We start from the raw sequence: 16795 nt of genomic DNA on the forward strand, positions 1-16795 counted from the left end.
CACACACACCGTCCGCCCGTCCGCAGCGCAGAAGGGACACTCGCGTCCATGTCCGACTTGATCGACACCACGGAGATGTATCTCCGCACCATCCTGGAGCTGGAGGAGGAGGGCATCACCCCGATGCGCGCGCGCATCGCCGAGCGCCTGGACCACTCCGGCCCCACCGTCTCCCAGACCGTCGCCCGGATGGAGCGCCACGGCCTGGTCCACGTGGAGAAGGACCGCTCCCTGTCGCTGACCCAGGAGGGTCGGGAGAAGGCCGTGGCCGTGATGCGCAAGCACCGGCTGGCCGAGCGGCTGCTGGCCGACGTCATCGGCCTGGACTTCGCCCACGTGCACGACGAAGCCTGCCGCTGGGAGCACGTGATGAGCGAGCGGGTGGAGCGCCGGCTCGTCGAGCTGCTGAACTCCCCCAAGCACTCCCCGTACGGCAACGCGATCCCCGGCCTGGAGGTCCTGGGGCTCAGCAGCGAGGCCAACGACCCCAAGACCGTGCCCGTGAGCATCGCCGCGCAGGACGCGGAGGAGACCGACCGGTTCACCGTGGCGCGCCTGCCGGAGACCATCCAGACCGACATCGACCTGCTGCAGCAGTTCTCCCAGGCCGGGATCCACCCCGGCGCGGTGGTGACCATCCAGCCGGTGGAGGGCGCGGTGCGGGTGCGCGCCGAGGGACAGGACCACTCCCTGGACCTGGACGAGTCCGTGAGCACCCACCTGATCCTCAAGCGCGGAGCCTGATCCCGGACCGGTGGCCAAGCTGTACTTCCGCTACGGCGCGATGAACTCCGGCAAGTCCACCGCGCTGCTGCAGGCGGCCTTCAACTACGAGGAGCGGGGCCAGCGGGTCCTGCTGGCCAAGCCCCGGGTGGACACCAAGGGGGAGGGCAGCATCGTCTCCCGGCTCGGGGTGCGGCGGGAGGTCAGCTTCCTGCTGGGCCCGCACGACGACGCCCGCGCGGTATTCGCCCACCACGCCCAGGGGCGGGACGACGGCTCGATGCTGGCCGTGGATCTGCCGCCGGTGGCGTGTCTGCTGGTGGACGAGGCGCAGTTCCTCACCCGCGCCCAGGTGGATGACCTGCTGCGCATCGCGGTGCAGGACGGGGTGCCCGTGCTGGCCTACGGCATCCGCACCGACTTCCGCACCCGCGCCTTCACCGACTCCGCCCGGCTGCTGGAGGTCGCCCACTCCCTGGAGGAGCTGAAGACCATCTGCCGGTGCGGGCGCAAGGCCCTGTTCAACGGGCGCCGGATCGGGGAGCGGTTCGTGTTCTCCGGCCAGCAGGTGGCCATCGACGGGGCGAGCGTGTCCTACGAGTCCCTGTGCGCCGCCTGCTACCTGCGGGAGACCGGCGGGAGCCTGGGGGACTGAGCCCCGCCGCGGATCGCGAAGCGGCGGCGTCGGCCGATCCGTCATCGTGACCGAATCGTGATCTTCGGGGTCCGCGCGTGACCCGCGGCACCGTGGCACGGGCCGTTTCGAGTCCGCGAGCCGCCCCTGTGGAGGTGAGATACCCTGCGTGAGGGAATCCACAGGTTCGTTCGGACCGGCCGCGGGGCCGCTCCCACGGCGATCGAGGACTTCTTGCGATGGTCGCGTTTCTCCTGGTCAGCACGGTTTTTCGGGGATCGCGGGCGTGGTCCGTCGTCAACGGCCCAGCCGCTCGCCGGATCTCACGGCGGGAACGACGGCGGCTGGTCGTGACCAAAACGTGACTTTTGGTCACGGGTGTGTGTACTCTCGTGGACGTGCCCAGCACTGGTCGAAACGGGCACCTGATGGACGGAGCGCCGAGCTCTGCCGCTGTCCATCAGCACCGAGAACGAACACTGACTTCGGCAGAGGCGGGGGACCCAATCACGGGTTCTTCCCACGCGGAAGAGCCCTCGGGGTTAAGTCGTCCATCCGGACGGCCGGGTGACTCCCATCCGAACCCGACAGCTCACCTCGCAGGCACCAGGGAGGAAAAGAACACCATGGCAAAGAGCACCGCTCGTCACCGCGCAGCCACCCAGTCCCACACCCTGCGCAACACCGGGATCGCCGCCGCCGCCGGCGCCGTCGTCCTGGGCTCCGTGGCCCCCGCCAACGCCTACGCCGGCGCGGCCACCACCTACACCCAGCCCACCGCGTCCTCCACCCAGTACGCCGGGCAGAACACCTACACCGCGCAGATCACGGTGGACACCTCCGCCAGCACCCAGGCCACCGGCTCCCGCGCCAAGATCGTGGCCGACGCCGAGGCCGGCCAGGGCGGCGCCTACGTCTGGGGCGGCAAGTCCTACAAGGCCTGGGACTGCTCCGGCTTCGTCTCCTACGTGTACAAGCAGTCCGGCATCAACCTGACCGCCTACACCCTGGCGATGAAGAACGAGGTCAAGCAGACCTCCACCCCGCAGCCGGGCGACATCGTCTTCACCAACGGGTACTCCCACGTAGGCATCTACCTCGGTGATGGCAAGATGATCTCCGCGCTGAACCCGAGCCAGGGCACCCAGATCACCGCCGTTGACGGCGGCGGCATGATGCCCGTGGACGGCTACTTCACCGCCCTGTGATCGCAGCCCTTCCGGGCCGCCGCTAGATCCCGCGAGGCGCCCGACCGGCTGACGCCGCCGGGCGCCTCGCGCGCATCACCCCTCGCGCCTCATCTCTTCTTCCGCGGCTATCCCTCGCCGCTGATCGAGCCGCCGCCCGCGCATCGTCGCCCGGGCCCGCGGCTCACCCTCCCTCGCTCCTCCTCCGCAGAAGGATCCCCATGGCCTCCTCCGCCCTGCTGTCCAAGAACTCCGCCCGCGCCGCCGGCGTGCTGACCCTGTCCGGCCTGATGGTCGGCGGCATCGTCCTCGCCCAGGGCGCCGACGCCGCCCCCGAGGTCCAGAACACCGCGCAGGCCACCCCCGTGGCTTCCCTGGACGCGGTGAACACCCCGAGCCAGCATTACGTGCCGGCCAGCCTGGTCCGCCCGGCCGTGGCTCCGAAGTCCCAAGAGCAGATCGCCGCCGAGCAGAAGGCCGCGGCCGAGCAGAAGGCCGCCCAGGAGACCGCCCGCCGCGAGGCCGAGGCCGCGCAGAAGAAGGCCGAGGAGCAGGCTGCGCAGCAGCGCGAAGCCGAGCAGCGCCGGGCCGACGAGCAGAAGGCTCAGGAGGAGAAGGCCGAGCAGCAGCGTCAGGAGCAGGCCCAGACCGCCCAGAAGCAGCAGGATGACGCCGCGGCCCCGGTGGTGCAGAACGCCTCCACCACCACCGCGACCGGCTCCACCCAGCGCTCCACCGGCACCTCTGCCCAGGCCCAGGCGTCCTCCGCCCCGGCTTCCTCCTCCGATGACGCCCCGGTGGCCTCCGAGGGCAGCTACAACCGCGACGCCGTCGTGAAGGCCGCCCGCGCCCAGCTGGGCCGGCACCAGGACTGCACCGCGCTGGTGACCAACTCCCTGCGCGCGGCCGGGATCAACTTCCACGGCTGGCCGAAGGACTACCTGAGCCTGGGACACACCGTCTCGGCCTCCGAGGCCAAGCCCGGCGACATCATCTACTACGCCTCCAACGGCTTCGGCGGCTCCCACGTGGCCGTCTACCTGGGCAACGGCCGCGCCATCCACGGCGGCTGGGAGGGCGGGACCACCGCCGAGTTCTCCGCCTACCTGCCCGCGGCCTCCGCTCCCGTGTTCATCCACGTGGACCGGTGAGCACCCGCCCCGCGTCCGGCACATATCCGGACGCGGGGCCCGACGCTTTCCTCCCCGGGGTCCCTCCCGCGCCCGGTGCGCGGCACGGATCCCACCCCTTCCGCCCGGGCCCGCGAGGGTCCCTGAGGCGGAGCGCGCAGCGGCTCTCGACGACCAGCGGGAGCCGCTGTCGTCGTCTTCGCCCGACGGCGGGCCCGACTACCATGAGGACCATGTCCACCCAGTTCGAACCCCCGAAGTCCCGCAGCGACCAGGAATTCCTCTACATGGCCGTCGGCATGGTGGCCGGCGCGGTGCCCGGCATCGTCATCGGGCTGCTGCTGTCCCTGAGCCTCGGCAACCCCGCCATGTGGGTCTCGATCGTCGGGGGCGTGGGCATCATCCTGGGGCTGCTGGGCTCCCGAATCCTCTACCGCCGCCGGGGCCGCTGAGCCTCGGGGGCGGACCCTCCCTCCAACTCGGCCAGCTCCCGGTTCACGTTGGCTCGGGCCGCCTCCTCCCACCGCGCCCGCCCCGCGGGGGTCAGGAACACGTGGGGCCCGCCGATCAGCTCCCGCAGGATCATCGCCCGGCGGGTGCGGAACTGCCCTTCCGGCACGTGCGCGTACTCTCGGCGCACCCCCTCGACGTAGCGCCGGTAGCGCCCGAGGTCCGCGGCCAGGATCCCCAGGTCCGCGTCATGCAGCGCCGGCCACAGCGGGTCCGCCTCCGCCGAGCGGGCGTGGGCGGCCGTGGCGCGGACCAGGGCGGCCGCCCGGCGCACGGTCTCCGACGACGGCGCCCCCTCGCCCGTCGGCAGGTGCCGCGCCTCCTCCTCCAGGAGGGCGGCGCTGTCCTGCTCATCCGCTCCCGGAGCGCCCCGGTACACGGCGTCGTGGTACCAGGCGGCCAGCGCCAGCACCGTCCGATCCTTCTCCCGCTCGGGGGCCAGCGGCCCGTCGAGGCGCTCCAGGACCTCCCGCAGGTGCACCGAGTCGTGATAGGCCCGATGCTCCTCCTCCCACCGGGCCAGCAGCGCGCCGCCGTGTCCGGCCCAGGCCGGGAAGGCCCGATCCCAGGCGCGCAGCAGCCCCGCGCGGATCCGCTCCGGGCGCTCCCGGGCCGGGATGCGCAGGCCGCTGGCGCGCAGGCGGCGGGTCAGCTGCGCCGCGCTGACCGGCTGAGCCCCCAGCTCGATCAGCTCCTGGCGGCGGTGGGCGGGGACGTCGTAGTGGTCCCGGTCGAAGGCCCGCGGACTGATCCCCGCGGCCGCGGCCAGTGCGTGCAGCTCGGTCAGATCCCGGTCCGAGACCAGGTGGGAGAAGACGGTGCCGTGGGCCGGCCACAACGGGGGATCGATCAGCACAGCCATGCCCACCAGTCTGGCACGCGGACCCGGAGGGGATTCCGCGGGGGAAAGGCGGGGCGGGTAGAGTGGGCATCCGCGCCCTCGTAGCTCAGGGGATAGAGCACGGCTCTCCTAAAGCCGGTGTCGGTGGTTCGAATCCACTCGGGGGCACTCTCCGCCAGCCTCTCGGCGCCCCGGTGCATCTGCGCGCCCCGGAATCCGACGCCGGATCTCCCGTTCCGCGAAGGAAGGCATCTCCGTGAGCCCAGCCAGCACCCCGCCGCGCCATCGCCGGACCCGCGGGGCCGCGGCCCCCGGGCGGGACCCGGAGACGGCGCAGGCCTGGCGGGCGCTGTGGGCCATCGTCATCGGGTTCTTCATGATCCTGGTGGACGCCACGATCGTCTCCACCGCGATGCCGGCGATCATGAGCCACCTGGACGCGGACATCAACGCCGTGGTCTGGGTAACCAGCGTCTATCTGCTGGCTTACGCGGTGCCGCTGCTGATCACCGGGCGGCTGGGGGATCGCTTCGGCCCCAAGAGGCTGTACCTGACCGGGCTCACCGTGTTCACCCTGGCCTCCCTGTGGTGCGGGTTCTCCGGGTCCATCGCCTCCCTGATCCTCGCCCGTGTCTTCCAGGGCTTGGGTGCTGCGATCATGACCCCGCAGACCATGGCCATCATCACCCGCCTGTTCCCGCCCGAGCGGCGCGGGCCTGCCCTGGGCATCTGGGGTGCGACCGCCGGCGTCGCGAATCTGGCCGGGCCCATCGCCGGCGGGCTGCTCGTGGACTCCCTGGGTTGGCAGTGGATCTTCTTCGTCAACATCCCGGTCGGGATCTTCGCGTTCTGGCGGGCCGCCCGGGCCGTGCCGTCCCTGCCCGTGCACGCGCACTCGATGGACTGGGTGGGTGTGCTGCTCAGCGCCGTCGGGATGTTCCTGCTCGTGTTCGGCATCCAGGAGGGGCACGGGTACGACTGGGGTCCGATCTGGGGGCCGGTGACGGTGCCCGAGCTGATCATCGGCGGGGCGGTGATCCTGGCGGTCTTCGTGCTGTGGCAGCGGGTGACCCCCGCCGAGCCGCTGGTGCCGCTGGGGCTGTTCCGGGACCGCAACTTCTCCGTGGGCAACGCCGTGATCACCCTCGTGGGGCTGATGATCTCCTCCTTCGCGCTGCCGCTGATGCTTTTCCTGCAGCTGGTGCGCCAGATGAGCCCGACCCAGGCCGCGCTGATGCTGGCGCCGATGGCCGTGGTCTCCGGGGTGCTGGCCCCGCTGGTCGGGCGGATCATCACTGGGCGCAACGCCCCGCTGATGGCCGTGGGCGGGTTGTTGCTCAACGGCGTCGGCCTGGTGCTGTACTGGCTGCTGATGGACCCGGACACGGCGGTGGCGCTGCTGCTGGTGCCCAGCTTCGTCATGGGGGTCGGCGGGGCGTTCATGTGGTCCCCGGTCTCCATCACCGCGACCCGGGACCTGGCTCCCGCCCGGGCCGGCGCGGGGTCCGGGGTGTTCAACACGACGCGGCAGGTCGGCTCCGTGCTGGGCTCTGCGCTGATCGCGATGATGATGCAGAACCGCCTGGCCGCGCACCTGCCGGGGGTCGGGGCGGCGTCGGGCGGTGCGGGCGCCGGTGGTGCGGGTGAGGCGGCGGCCGGTGCCGATGGAGCGCTGCCGTCGTTCCTGCACGAGGGCTACGCCGCGGCGATGGGTCAGGCGATGCTGCTGCCGGCCGCGGCCGTGCTGGTGGGAGCGGTGCTGGCGCTGCTGTTCCGGCGCGTCTCCCCGCGCACGGCCTCCGAGGGCTGAGCCCGCGTGCCGGTGTCAGGGGGTCGGCTGCTGGCCCGGCAGCTCCCCGCGGGCGAAGGCGTCCAGCTTGGTGCGCACCAGGTGCGCCAGCATCCACGCGGCCTGGGCCAGCAGCGCCGCGGTGAGCACCCACCGGGCGATGACCAGCCCCGAGGCCAGCGCCACCGGGCCGTCGGTGGGATCGGCCAGGGCGGCGTCGATCGCGTGACCGCCGGCCAGGACCACGACGGCGAAGGCCAGGGGCACCGACCACAGCGCCCAGCGGACCGCGCGGGTGTGCACGGACTGCCCCAGCATCGCGAACCACGCCAGGGCCATGAACAGCGGCATCAGCAGACCCGAGGAGCGGTGCACCCAGCGGTAGTCCTCCCGACCCTGATCGCCCAGGGCGCTCGCGGCCGCGGCGATCTGCTCCCGGTCGAAGCCCGTGATCCGCAGCTCCGGCAGCGTCAGCCCGTAGGCGCGGCCGATGCCGGGCAGCACGAGGAAGGTCACGTAGCAGAACAGCAGCACCGCGATGGTCGTGAGCACCCCGATGATGATGCCCAGGGAGGACCCGGAGCCGGGGCGCGGGGCGAGGTCCTCGCGGCGGTAGGTGCCGGGGGCCACCGGAGTTCGGGTGCTGCTGCGGCCCGTGGGCTGGGCCGAACCGCGGGAGCGCCCCGCCGTTCCGGGGGTCCGATTCCCCTCACCGCCGGACGGGACGGCGGATGCACCGTATCTGCGCTTCTTCTGGCCTTCGGACATACCCATGCTCCCCATTATGGTGCGATGGCCGCGGTCGGCTGGCCCCGCCGCACGCCCGGACGTTTGGAGGCCCGGGGCCCGGGCACGGCGGGCGGTTTCGCGGCGGAACCCGCGTGCCGGCGTCGGGCGGGGGCGTGGATCGGCGGTTCCTTCGAAGACGTGTTCGCCTAGACTGGGAGGCGCCATGGACTTTCTGCGCGACACCTCCTTCTTCCGCCCCGACGCCTCCGCCCGGCCCGCCGAACCGGCCCCGCGAGCGGATCCGCAGGCCCTCGTGGAGGGGCTCAACGACCAGCAGCGCGAGGCCGTGGTGCATGCAGGGTCCCCGCTGCTGATCGTGGCGGGCGCCGGCTCCGGCAAGACCCGCGTGCTCACCCACCGGATCGCCTACCTGCTGGCCACCGGTCGGGCCCACGAGGGGCAGATCCTCGCGATCACCTTCACCAACAAGGCCGCCGCGGAGATGCGCGAGCGCGTCGTCGAGCTGGTGGGGGAGAAGGCACGGCGGATGACCATCTCCACCTTCCACAGCTTCTGCGTGCGGGTGCTGCGTCGGGAGGCCGCGACCCTGGGGATGAAGTCCAGCTTCTCCATCTACGACGCCGCGGACTCCCAGCGGCTGGTGGCCCTGATCGCCAAGGAGATGCAGCTGGATTCCAAGCGCTTCGCCCCCAAGGCCGTGCTCAACCGCATCTCCGCGCTGAAGAACGAGCTGGTGGACGCCGAAGCCAACGCCGCATCCGTGTCCCCTGGCGACGAGTGGAATCACACGATCGCGCGGATCTACAGCGAGTACACCCGTCGGCTGCGGGCCGCGGACGCCCTGGATTTCGACGACCTCATCTCCCAGACCGTCTTCCTGCTGCGTGCCTTCCCGCAGGTCGCGGAGTTCTACCGCCGCCGCTACCGGCACATCCTGGTGGACGAGTACCAGGACACCAACCACGCGCAGTACGCCCTGGTGCGGGAGCTGGTGGGGGCCGACGCCGCGGCGTCGTCGGGCGGGTCGTCGAACGGTGCGGTCGCAGGGAAGGCGAGCCCGTACCCGGAGGCCGCGGGCCCGGCGGAGCTGACCGTGGTGGGGGATTCGGATCAGTCCATCTACGCCTTCCGCGGGGCGGACATCCGCAACATCACGGACTTCGAGCGGGATTACCCGAACGCCCGCACCATCCTGCTGGAGCAGAACTACCGCTCCACCCAGACCATCCTCTCCGCGGCGAACGCGGTGATCGAGCGCAACCCGCAGCGTCGCCCGAAGAAGCTGTGGACGGCCTCCGGGGACGGGGAGCCGATCGTCGGCTACGTCGCGGAGAACGAGCACGCCGAGGCGCGGTTCATTGCCGAGGAGATCGACCGGCTGCGCGATGAGGAGGGCATCGCCGCCGGGGATGTGGCGGTGTTCTACCGGACCAACGCCCAGTCCCGCTCCCTGGAGGAGATCCTGATGCGGGTGGGTCTGCCGTACCGGGTGGTCGGCGGGACCCGCTTCTACGAGCGCAAGGAGATCAAGGACGCCCTGGCGTACCTGCGCGCCCTGCTCAACCCGGACGACGACATCACGGTGCGCCGCATCCTCAACGAGCCCAAGCGCGGCATCGGCGCCCGCTCGGAGGGGGCCATCGCCAATCTGGCGCAGCAGGAGCGGATCTCGTTCTTCGCCGCGGCCCGCCGGGCCGAGGAGGCCCCGGGGCTGGGTTCGGCCGGGGCGAAGAAGATCCTGGCGTTCGTGTCCATGATGGATGATCTGGCGCAGATCGCGGCCACCGAGTCCCCGGCCACCTGCCTGGAGGCGGTGCTGGAGCAGAGCGGGTACCTGGAGGCGCTGCGCACCTCGGAGGACCCGCAGGACGAGTCCCGGGTGGAGAACCTCAACGAGCTGGTGGCCGTGGTCCGGGAGTTCCAGGCGGAGGATCCCGACGCCGGGCTGGCCGAGTTCCTGGAGCACGTGGCCCTGGTGGCCGACGCCGACCAGATCCCCAACCGGCCCCGCGCCGCGGAGTCGGATGAGGACGGGGAGGGCGGGGTCTCCGCGGCCCAGGTGGCCCGCGAGGTGGCCGAGGCCCGCGAGCAGGGTGTGGTCACGCTGATGACCCTGCACACCGCGAAGGGCCTGGAGTTCCCGGTGGTGTTCCTCACCGGGATGGAGCACGGGCTGTTCCCCCACCAGCGGGCCCTGACCGATGAGGCGGAGATGTCCGAGGAGCGGCGCCTGGCCTACGTGGGGCTGACCCGGGCGATGCGCCGGCTGTACCTGACGCGCGCGGAGTCCCGCTCCATGTGGGGCCAGTCCCAGTTCAACCCGCCCTCGCCGTTCCTGGAGGAGATCCCGGAGGAGCTCGTGGAGTGGAAGCGGCTGGGCTCGATGCGCGCCGGCTGGGGCTCCCCGGTGCACGGGGCCGGCGGGTTCGGTTCGGGGTTCGGGTCTGGTGGATTCGGTGGGCGCTCGCGGGGCGGCTCGTGGGCGGAGTCCTCGTCTTGGGGCGGGCGCGGGTCCGGCCCGACGTCGTCGTCTTCCGCCCGGCGTCGGCCCGCCCCGGCCAGCGCTGATGCCGGGTTCTCCGGGGACATCGACGGCTCCCCGGCCCTGGGCTCCCGCGCCACGAAGGCCTCCCGGGTGCAGCAGGGTAAGGAGATTCCGACGCTGCGCGTGGGTCAGTCCGTGCAGCACAAGACTTTCGGCCGCGGGAAGGTGATCGCCCTGGAGGGCTCCGGAGACAAGACGGTCGCGAAGGTGCGCTTCGGCGCGGAGGAGAAGCGGCTGCTGCTGCGCTACGCGCCCATCGAACCCCTGGACTAGCCCCGGGCATCGTCCCGGGGTCCGTGCTCCCCCCCCTGATCCTCACCGACCCGGCGCATTCGTTCCCATAGACGCCGATCTTGGGAACGGATGCGCCGTCTCGCGTGGGTGGGGTGGGGCGTTTGGGAACGGACGCGCCGCCTCACCTGCGGGGAGGAGGCGTTTGGGTACGGGAGCGCCGGGTCGCGAGCGGGCGGAGGGGGAGGGGCCCCACCCCCAGGTTAGGGGCGTCACGGTCGGGTGGGATAGGCTCACTGTGGGGAGCCCCGTGACGCCCGCCGCATCCGTGCGGGCCCGGCGCGAGAGCTCCACGACAGATCAAGCCGGGCGCCCGGTTCCGCGGTTCCCGGCACGACTTCGAGGAAGAAGGACACAGACCCGTGGACCTGTTCGAATACCAGGCGCGCGACCTCTTCGAGAAGCACGGGGTGCCCGTGCTGCAGGGGATCGTCGCCGAGACTCCCGAAGAAGCTCAGGCCGCCGCCGAGAAGATCGGCGGCGTCACCGTCGTCAAGGCCCAGGTCAAGGTGGGCGGACGCGGCAAGGCCGGCGGCGTGAAGGTCGCCAAGACCCCGGAGGAGGCCCGCGAGTACGCCTCCCAGATCCTGGGGATGGACATCAAGGGCCACACCGTCAAGCGCGTGATGATCGCCCAGGGCGCGGACATCGCCGAGGAGTACTACTTCTCCGTGCTGCTGGACCGGGCCAACCGCACCTACCTGGCCATGTGCTCCGTGGAGGGCGGCATGGAGATCGAGCAGCTGGCCGCCGAGCGCCCCGAGGCGCTGGCCCGCGTCGAGGTGGACCCGGCCGCAGGCCTCACCCAGGAGAAGGCCCTGGAGATCGTGTCCACCGCCGGGTTCCCGGAGGAGCTGCGCGAGAAGGTCGCCGCCGTCATCGTGAAGCTCGGTGAGGTCTACGCCGCCGAGGACGCGACCCTGGTGGAGGTCAACCCGCTGGTGAAGACCGGCGACGGGCAGATCCTGGCCCTGGACGGCAAGGTCTCCCTGGACGACAACGCCGAGTTCCGCCACGAGGATCACGCTGCTCTGGAGGACAAGGCCGCCGCGGATCCGCTGGAGGCCAAGGCCAAGGAGAACGACCTCAACTACGTCAAGCTGGACGGGGAGGTCGGCATCATCGGCAACGGCGCCGGGCTGGTCATGTCCACCCTGGACGTCGTCGCCTACGCCGGGGAGAACCACGGCGATGTGAAGCCGGCGAACTTCCTGGACATCGGCGGCGGCGCCTCCGCGGAGGTCATGGCCAACGGCCTGGACGTGATCCTGAACGACGCCCAGGTGAAGTCCGTGTTCGTGAACGTGTTCGGCGGGATCACCGCGTGCGACGCCGTCGCCAACGGCATCGTGAAGGCCCTGGAGATCCTGGGCGATCAGGCCACCAAGCCGCTGGTGGTGCGCCTGGACGGGAACAACGTGGAGGAGGGGCGCCGCATCCTGGATGAGGCGAACCACCCGCTGGTCACCCAGGCCAAGACCATGGACGAGGGCGCCGACAAGGCCGCCGAGCTGGCCCACCAGGCCTGAGCACTCGCCGAAGCACTTCCAGGTAACGAGAAGGAAAACATGTCTATCTTCGTGAACAAGGACTCCAAGGTCATCGTTCAGGGCATCACCGGCGGCGAGGGCACCAAGCACACCGCGCGGATGCTGGCGGCCGGCACCCAGGTGGTCGGCGGCGTGAACGCCCGCAAGGCCGGGACCACGGTGTCCCACAAGACCAAGGACGGCGCCGACGTCGAGCTGCCCGTGTTCGGCACCGTCAAGGAGGCGGTGGCCGAGACCGGGGCGGACGTCTCGATCGTGTTCGTGCCGCCGGCCTTCACCAAGGACGCCGTGATCGAGGCGATCGACGCGGAGGTCCCGCTGGTCGTGGTGATCACCGAGGGCATCCCCGTGCAGGATTCCGCGGAGTTCTGGGCGCACGCCAAGGCCAACGCCGGGGCGGACGGGAAGCCGAAGACCCGCATCATCGGGCCGAACTGCCCCGGGATCATCACCCCGGAGGAGTGCCTGGTGGGCATCACCCCGGCGAACATCACGGGCAAGGGGAAGATCGGGCTGGTCTCCAAGTCCGGCACCCTGACCTACCAGATGATGTTCGAGCTGCGGGACATCGGGTTCACCACCGCGATCGGCATCGGCGGGGACCCGGTCATCGGGACCACGCACATCGACGCCCTGGAGGCCTTCGAGGCGGACCCGGAGACCGAGGCGATCGTGATGATCGGCGAGATCGGCGGGGACGCGGAGGAGCGCGCCGCGGAGTACATCAAGGAGCACGTGACCAAGCCGGTGGTCGGCTACGTCGCGGGCTTCACCGCCCCGGAGGGCAAGACCATGGGCCACGCTGGCGCCATCGTGTCCGGTTCCTCCGGCACCGCGGAAGCCAAGAAGGAGGCCCTGGAGGCCGCGGGCGTGAAGGTCGGCAAGACCCCGTCCCAGGCCGCCGAGCTGATGCGGGAGATCTTCGCCGGCAAGTAGGCGAGAGCCTCCCTCCAGCACGACGACGCCGAGCCGTCATCCGCGTGGGTTCTCAGACCGTCTGAGACCACGTGGATGACGGCTCGGCGTTCTCCGTACCCGTGGATCGCGCCGAACCGTCGCTGGCGTGCGTTCTGGGAGCCCGACAAGCCACGTAGATGACGGTTTGGGTGGTGGAAAGCGGAAGGCCCCGCACCGCGGGATGCGATGCGGGGCCTTCCGCTGAAAGAGATGCCAGTCAGCAGACCGGAGGGTGACTATACTGGCCGGACGTCCCCATATTGGAGACTGCAACGCACCGACCACCAGGATAGATGGCAGAGGTGCTGTTGATCGTCCCGCTCTCCGCGCATTCCCTGCGCGTGGAGGAACCGTTGAGCGTAAAGCGTGTCTCCGGGTAGCAGGTCTGGGATCCGCTCTTACTGAGGTAGATCAGAGGTGTGCGGCCCGTCCTGTTGGTGGCAACGGGCATTCGCTGTGGAACCTTCCAAGATAGAGAACCCGATGCAGGCTTAACCTGCTGACCGGACGAGCGCATATTCACTGTAACGGTGGTCTCGGGAGCGATTTCAGAGTCAGTCGTTCACTTGACACCGATCTCACAGTTCATAGTATTCTGCAGATCACTCGCTGACGCATCCCGATTGAAGGTTACGGTCATGGTGAATGCAGTAGCTGAAGTCCCGCTTGAGGGCGAGATGGTAGTGCTGGCGAGACCCCCACTGGTCTGGCCGGACGTGGGGTACATCTGAGGAACCTCCATTGTCTGTCCACCAGAGAGGGTGAATGCGAAGGTGAATACCGTGCCCTTGGGGATGGACCCACCCGGGGCATCTGATCCAAAGGTGAAGCAAACGTCATGCTGAGCCGCGAGGGGCCGATAACCGTCTCCGGTGAAGATCTTGCAGACACTGGCATGTGCTTGGTCCTGGCTGGCGGCCATGGCCGGGACGGCGGAGGCGGCGGCCACGACGGGCACGGACCAGGCGGCGCCCTTGGCGAGCTGGCGGCGAGAGACAGAGGTGGTCTCGTATTCCCCCCAAAGGAAACGAGTAGATCATCATGGGTCACGGGTGCGGCTGCCGCCGCGGCACCCGGCGAGGACGACGGGCGCCGTCATGCGGGCACTGCAGGGCCCAGGATAGCAAGGGATCCGCTACCCACCAACGGTCGTCCCGAACAGCAGGCCCAGCAGATACGTGGCCAACGCCGCACCGTAGCCGATCCCCAGCTGCCGCAGACCCCGCTTCGCCGGGGACGCCCCGGACAGCAGACCCACCACGCCACCCGTACCCAGCAGGGCCACCCCCACCAGGACCAGGGACAACACCATCGCCCACACCCCCGTCATCCCCAGCAGGTACGGCAGGATCGGGATCACCGCACCCGAGGCGAAGAAGCAGAAGCTCGACGCCGCCGCACCCAGATCCGTGCCCAACACCACATTCTCCGCGGACTCCTCCTCCGCGTCATCCCGATGGGACAGGGACGGATCGCAGTCGCAGTCGAAGTGTCCGAACCGCTCCAGCGCCCGATGCCTGGCCGCCTCCTCGGACATCCCCCGAGCCCGATAGATCAGCTCCAGCTCGTTCTCGTCGATGTCCAGATCATCCGCCACCCGCAGCGTCACCTGCGTCGGACGGGAAGCATCCAGCAGCTCCCGCTGAGACCGCACCGACACGAACTCCCCGGCCCCCATGGACAGGCCCCCCGCCAGCAGCCCCGCTAACCCGGAGAACAGCACCATCTGCGAGCTCGCCCCCGACGCGCCGATCCCCATGATCAGCGAGACATTCGAGACCAGGCCGTCATTGGCACCGAACACCGCCGCCCGGAAGTTCCCGGACAGCTTCTCCCTCCCATTCGTGGCCAGCGCCCGGATGATCTCCTCATGGACCGCCTCATCCGCGGCCATCGCATCCGTGGCATCCGGGTCCTCCGCATACGGGGAACGCCCCTCCGCCCGCTGCGCCAGCGCCAGCACGAACACCGAGCCGAAGCGCCGGGCCAGGAACTGCAGGAACGCCGAACCCACCGACGGACGCGGCATCGGCTCGGCATGCTCACCGAGCATCTGCACCCAGTGCTCCCGATGCCGGCCCTCCGCCTCGGCCACCTGCTCCAGGATCTCCGCCTCCCGGCCCGTGGCGTGCCGGGCCAGGCCGCGGTACAGGTTCGCCTCCGCGATCTCATCCGCCAGATACCGCCGCCACCGCCGGATCTGCGCCTTCGACGGCTCGCCCACCGCGTGATGCGCGTGCCCCGCCGGATCGGCAGGGTCCGCGGGGTCGCCGACAGGATGGGGGAGCGGCGTCGGCTCCTGCGCGGAGTGGGGGAGGGGCTGCTGGGAATCGGTGCGGTCCATGGCTGTCTCGCCTTCCGGGCCGGGCGACGACCCCGGACGACGGCGCACACGCACCGGACGGCGGGGGAGGACACGGCCCTGAACGAGGCCCGGGCACACCCCGCGGGGGTGCGGCGCGGGCCGGGATCGGTCAGTGGGACGAAGGTCTCGCTCGCCCGCACCCCGCGCGCACGGCACGAGGTGACGGGTGGGGCACCGGGACCTGAACACCGGATCCAGTGTGTCGACGCACCGCCACCGCCGCGGACACCGCGGCGGATGGGAACTACTCCCCTTCGTCGATGAGCCAGTCTAACGGCTCACCCCGCCCGGCGCACCAGCGTCCGATGCAGCACCGGGCAGGCCACCGCAGAACCCACCACCAGCAGCCCCGCGCAGAACAGGCCCGTGGCCAGCCACCCGCCGGCCGCATAGAAGAACCCGCCGACCCAGCCCACCAGCGCGGAACCCGCATAGTAGAAGACGTTGTACAGGGCCGTGCCCTGGGCCTTCGCCACACCGGCCTCCAGACCGGCCCACCCCGAGGCCACCGAATGCGCCGCGAAGAACCCCATGGTCAGCAGCACCAGCCCCACCACGATCAGCCACAGCGGCCGCGTCAGCGTCAGCCCGATCCCCACCAGCATCACCGCCACGCACGCGCCCACCACGTGCAGCCGTCCGAAGCGGGCGCTGAACCGCGCGGCCGTCGTCGAAGCGAACGTCCCGGACAGGTACGCCAGGAACAGCAGGGCGATCACGCTCGGAGACAGCAGATACGGCGGGGCCTCCAGGGTGAAGCCCACGTAGTTGTACACCGTGACGAACGCGCCCATCAGGATGAACGCCAGCAGGAACAGGCTCAGCATCGCCGGGTTGCGCAGCTGCAGCCCGATCCGATGGGCCGTCTCCCGCAGCGCCCCCTCCGGCGGCACCGGCACGAACCGCCGGGCCCGAGGCACCAGCACGATGAACGCCACCGCGGCCGCCCCCGCCAGCACGGACACCGTCATGACCGCGACCCGCCAGCTTCCCGTCACCTCCGCCATCGGCCCCGAGATCAGCCGGCCGGCCAACCCGCCCAGTGAGGTCCCGGCCACGTACAGACCCGTCGCGGCCCCGGCGTGCAGCGCGTGCGTCTCCTCGCTGATGTAGGACACCGCCAAGGCCGCCATCCCCGCCAGGGCCGCGCCCTGCGCCAGGCGCAGCACCAGCACCGTCCCGAAGTGCGGGATCCACGGGATCACCAGCCCCAGCACGGTCGCCGCGACGACCGCGATCTCCATCGCCCGGACCTTGCCCCACCGATCCGCCAGATACGTCCACGGCAGGGCGAACAGGGCCAGTCCCAAGGTGCCCGCCGAGACCATCAGCGCCGCCGAGGCCGCCTCCACCCCCAAGTCCCGGGCGATCGACGGCAGCACCGCCTGCGGCGAATACAGCTGCGCGAAGGTGGCGAGCCCCGCGCAGAACATCGCGATCAGCATCCGCGTGAACTCCGGGGAACCCCGACGGTGCCCCTCCGGTCGCGGGACGGGTCCGGTCAGCGGGGCGGAGCTCACCCG

The 16795-nt window shown here is 70.7% G+C and carries 13 protein-coding genes, 1 tRNA gene and 1 riboswitch; of the genes, 10 read left to right on the forward strand and 4 right to left on the reverse strand.

Annotated elements, in window-relative coordinates; genetic code table 11:
• Nucleotides 1-48 precede the first annotated feature (48 nt).
• The 5 genes from I6G21_RS06200 to I6G21_RS06220 all read left to right on the forward strand — a co-directional run bounded on the left by I6G21_RS06200 (nucleotide 49) and on the right by I6G21_RS06220 (nucleotide 4126).
• Nucleotides 49-744 (forward strand): metal-dependent transcriptional regulator, encoded by a 696-nt coding sequence (locus I6G21_RS06200; RefSeq protein WP_129357808.1) that lies wholly within the window; start codon nucleotides 49-51, stop codon nucleotides 742-744.
• Nucleotides 745-754: 10 nt separating this feature from the next.
• Nucleotides 755-1378, forward strand: a complete 624-nt coding sequence (locus I6G21_RS06205) for a thymidine kinase (RefSeq protein WP_129357809.1) — start codon at nucleotides 755-757, stop codon at nucleotides 1376-1378.
• Nucleotides 1379-1824: 446 nt separating this feature from the next.
• Nucleotides 1825-1978, forward strand: a riboswitch (cyclic di-AMP (ydaO/yuaA leader).
• Between the two features lie 5 nt (nucleotides 1979-1983).
• Entirely contained in the window at nucleotides 1984-2565 is a 582-nt protein-coding gene (locus I6G21_RS06210; RefSeq protein WP_129357810.1) for a C40 family peptidase, read from the forward strand.
• Nucleotides 2566-2765: 200 nt separating this feature from the next.
• Nucleotides 2766-3695 (forward strand): C40 family peptidase, encoded by a 930-nt coding sequence (locus I6G21_RS06215; RefSeq protein WP_232238418.1) that lies wholly within the window; start codon nucleotides 2766-2768, stop codon nucleotides 3693-3695.
• Between the two features lie 212 nt (nucleotides 3696-3907).
• Nucleotides 3908-4126, forward strand: coding sequence for a hypothetical protein (locus I6G21_RS06220; protein WP_055684265.1), 219 nt, complete (start codon nucleotides 3908-3910; stop codon nucleotides 4124-4126).
• Here the strand turns inward: I6G21_RS06220 and I6G21_RS06225 are convergent.
• Nucleotides 4105-5046 (reverse strand): DUF4031 domain-containing protein, encoded by a 942-nt coding sequence (locus I6G21_RS06225; protein ID WP_055684266.1) that lies wholly within the window; start codon nucleotides 5044-5046, stop codon nucleotides 4105-4107. The genes I6G21_RS06220 and I6G21_RS06225 overlap by 22 nt on opposite strands.
• 74 nt (nucleotides 5047-5120) lie before the next feature.
• On the opposite strand from I6G21_RS06225, the gene I6G21_RS06230 reads away from it, so the two are divergent.
• Nucleotides 5121-5193 (forward strand) — tRNA-Arg (locus I6G21_RS06230).
• 88 nt (nucleotides 5194-5281) lie between these two features.
• On the forward strand, nucleotides 5282-6835 hold the full coding sequence (locus I6G21_RS06235; protein WP_129357811.1) for a DHA2 family efflux MFS transporter permease subunit: 1554 nt from the start codon (nucleotides 5282-5284) through the stop codon (nucleotides 6833-6835).
• 15 nt (nucleotides 6836-6850) lie between these two features.
• Here the strand turns inward: I6G21_RS06235 and I6G21_RS06240 are convergent, their stop codons facing one another.
• Nucleotides 6851-7444, reverse strand: coding sequence for a hypothetical protein (locus I6G21_RS06240; RefSeq protein ID WP_058730417.1), 594 nt, complete (start codon nucleotides 7442-7444; stop codon nucleotides 6851-6853).
• 322 nt (nucleotides 7445-7766) lie between these two features.
• Here I6G21_RS06240 and I6G21_RS06245 point away from each other — a divergent pair, with 322 nt between their 5' ends.
• The 3 genes from I6G21_RS06245 to sucD all read left to right on the forward strand — a co-directional run bounded on the left by I6G21_RS06245 (nucleotide 7767) and on the right by sucD (nucleotide 12886).
• Nucleotides 7767-10382: a UvrD-helicase domain-containing protein gene (locus I6G21_RS06245; RefSeq protein WP_129357812.1), complete on the forward strand. Its 2616-nt coding sequence runs from the start codon at nucleotides 7767-7769 to the stop codon at nucleotides 10380-10382.
• Nucleotides 10383-10762: 380 nt separating this feature from the next.
• Nucleotides 10763-11929 (forward strand): ADP-forming succinate--CoA ligase subunit beta, encoded by a 1167-nt coding sequence (gene sucC / locus I6G21_RS06250; protein WP_058731405.1) that lies wholly within the window; start codon nucleotides 10763-10765, stop codon nucleotides 11927-11929.
• 39 nt (nucleotides 11930-11968) lie between these two features.
• Nucleotides 11969-12886 (forward strand): succinate--CoA ligase subunit alpha, encoded by a 918-nt coding sequence (gene sucD / locus I6G21_RS06255; protein WP_055684271.1) that lies wholly within the window; start codon nucleotides 11969-11971, stop codon nucleotides 12884-12886.
• A gap of 1156 nt (nucleotides 12887-14042) precedes the next feature.
• Here sucD and I6G21_RS06260 read toward each other — a convergent pair.
• Together I6G21_RS06260 and I6G21_RS06265 are read right to left on the reverse strand one after the other, a co-directional pair.
• Nucleotides 14043-15251, reverse strand: coding sequence for a VIT1/CCC1 transporter family protein (locus tag I6G21_RS06260; protein ID WP_081275350.1), 1209 nt, complete (start codon nucleotides 15249-15251; stop codon nucleotides 14043-14045).
• Between the two features lie 299 nt (nucleotides 15252-15550).
• On the reverse strand, nucleotides 15551-16792 hold the full coding sequence (locus I6G21_RS06265; RefSeq protein WP_165869990.1) for an MFS transporter: 1242 nt from the start codon (nucleotides 16790-16792) through the stop codon (nucleotides 15551-15553).
• Nucleotides 16793-16795: the final 3 nt, after the last annotated feature.

It is taken from the genome of Rothia kristinae, assembly GCF_016028855.1.
Taxonomy (GTDB): Bacteria; Actinomycetota; Actinomycetes; order Actinomycetales; family Micrococcaceae; genus Rothia; species Rothia kristinae.

Excerpts from the sequence above, each read along its gene's own strand:
- I6G21_RS06200 (WP_129357808.1), top strand. The coding sequence starts at position 49 with ATGTCCGACTTGATCGACACCACGGAGATGTATCTCCGCACCATCCTG.
- I6G21_RS06210 (WP_129357810.1), top strand. The coding sequence starts at position 1,984 with ATGGCAAAGAGCACCGCTCGTCACCGCGCAGCCACCCAGTCCCACACC.
- I6G21_RS06215 (WP_232238418.1), top strand. The coding sequence starts at position 2,766 with ATGGCCTCCTCCGCCCTGCTGTCCAAGAACTCCGCCCGCGCCGCCGGC.
- I6G21_RS06220 (WP_055684265.1), top strand. The coding sequence starts at position 3,908 with ATGTCCACCCAGTTCGAACCCCCGAAGTCCCGCAGCGACCAGGAATTC.
- I6G21_RS06225 (WP_055684266.1), bottom strand. The coding sequence starts at position 5,046 with ATGGCTGTGCTGATCGATCCCCCGTTGTGGCCGGCCCACGGCACCGTC.
- I6G21_RS06245 (WP_129357812.1), top strand. The coding sequence starts at position 7,767 with ATGGACTTTCTGCGCGACACCTCCTTCTTCCGCCCCGACGCCTCCGCC.
- sucD (WP_055684271.1), top strand. The coding sequence starts at position 11,969 with ATGTCTATCTTCGTGAACAAGGACTCCAAGGTCATCGTTCAGGGCATC.
- I6G21_RS06260 (WP_081275350.1), bottom strand. The coding sequence starts at position 15,251 with ATGGACCGCACCGATTCCCAGCAGCCCCTCCCCCACTCCGCGCAGGAG.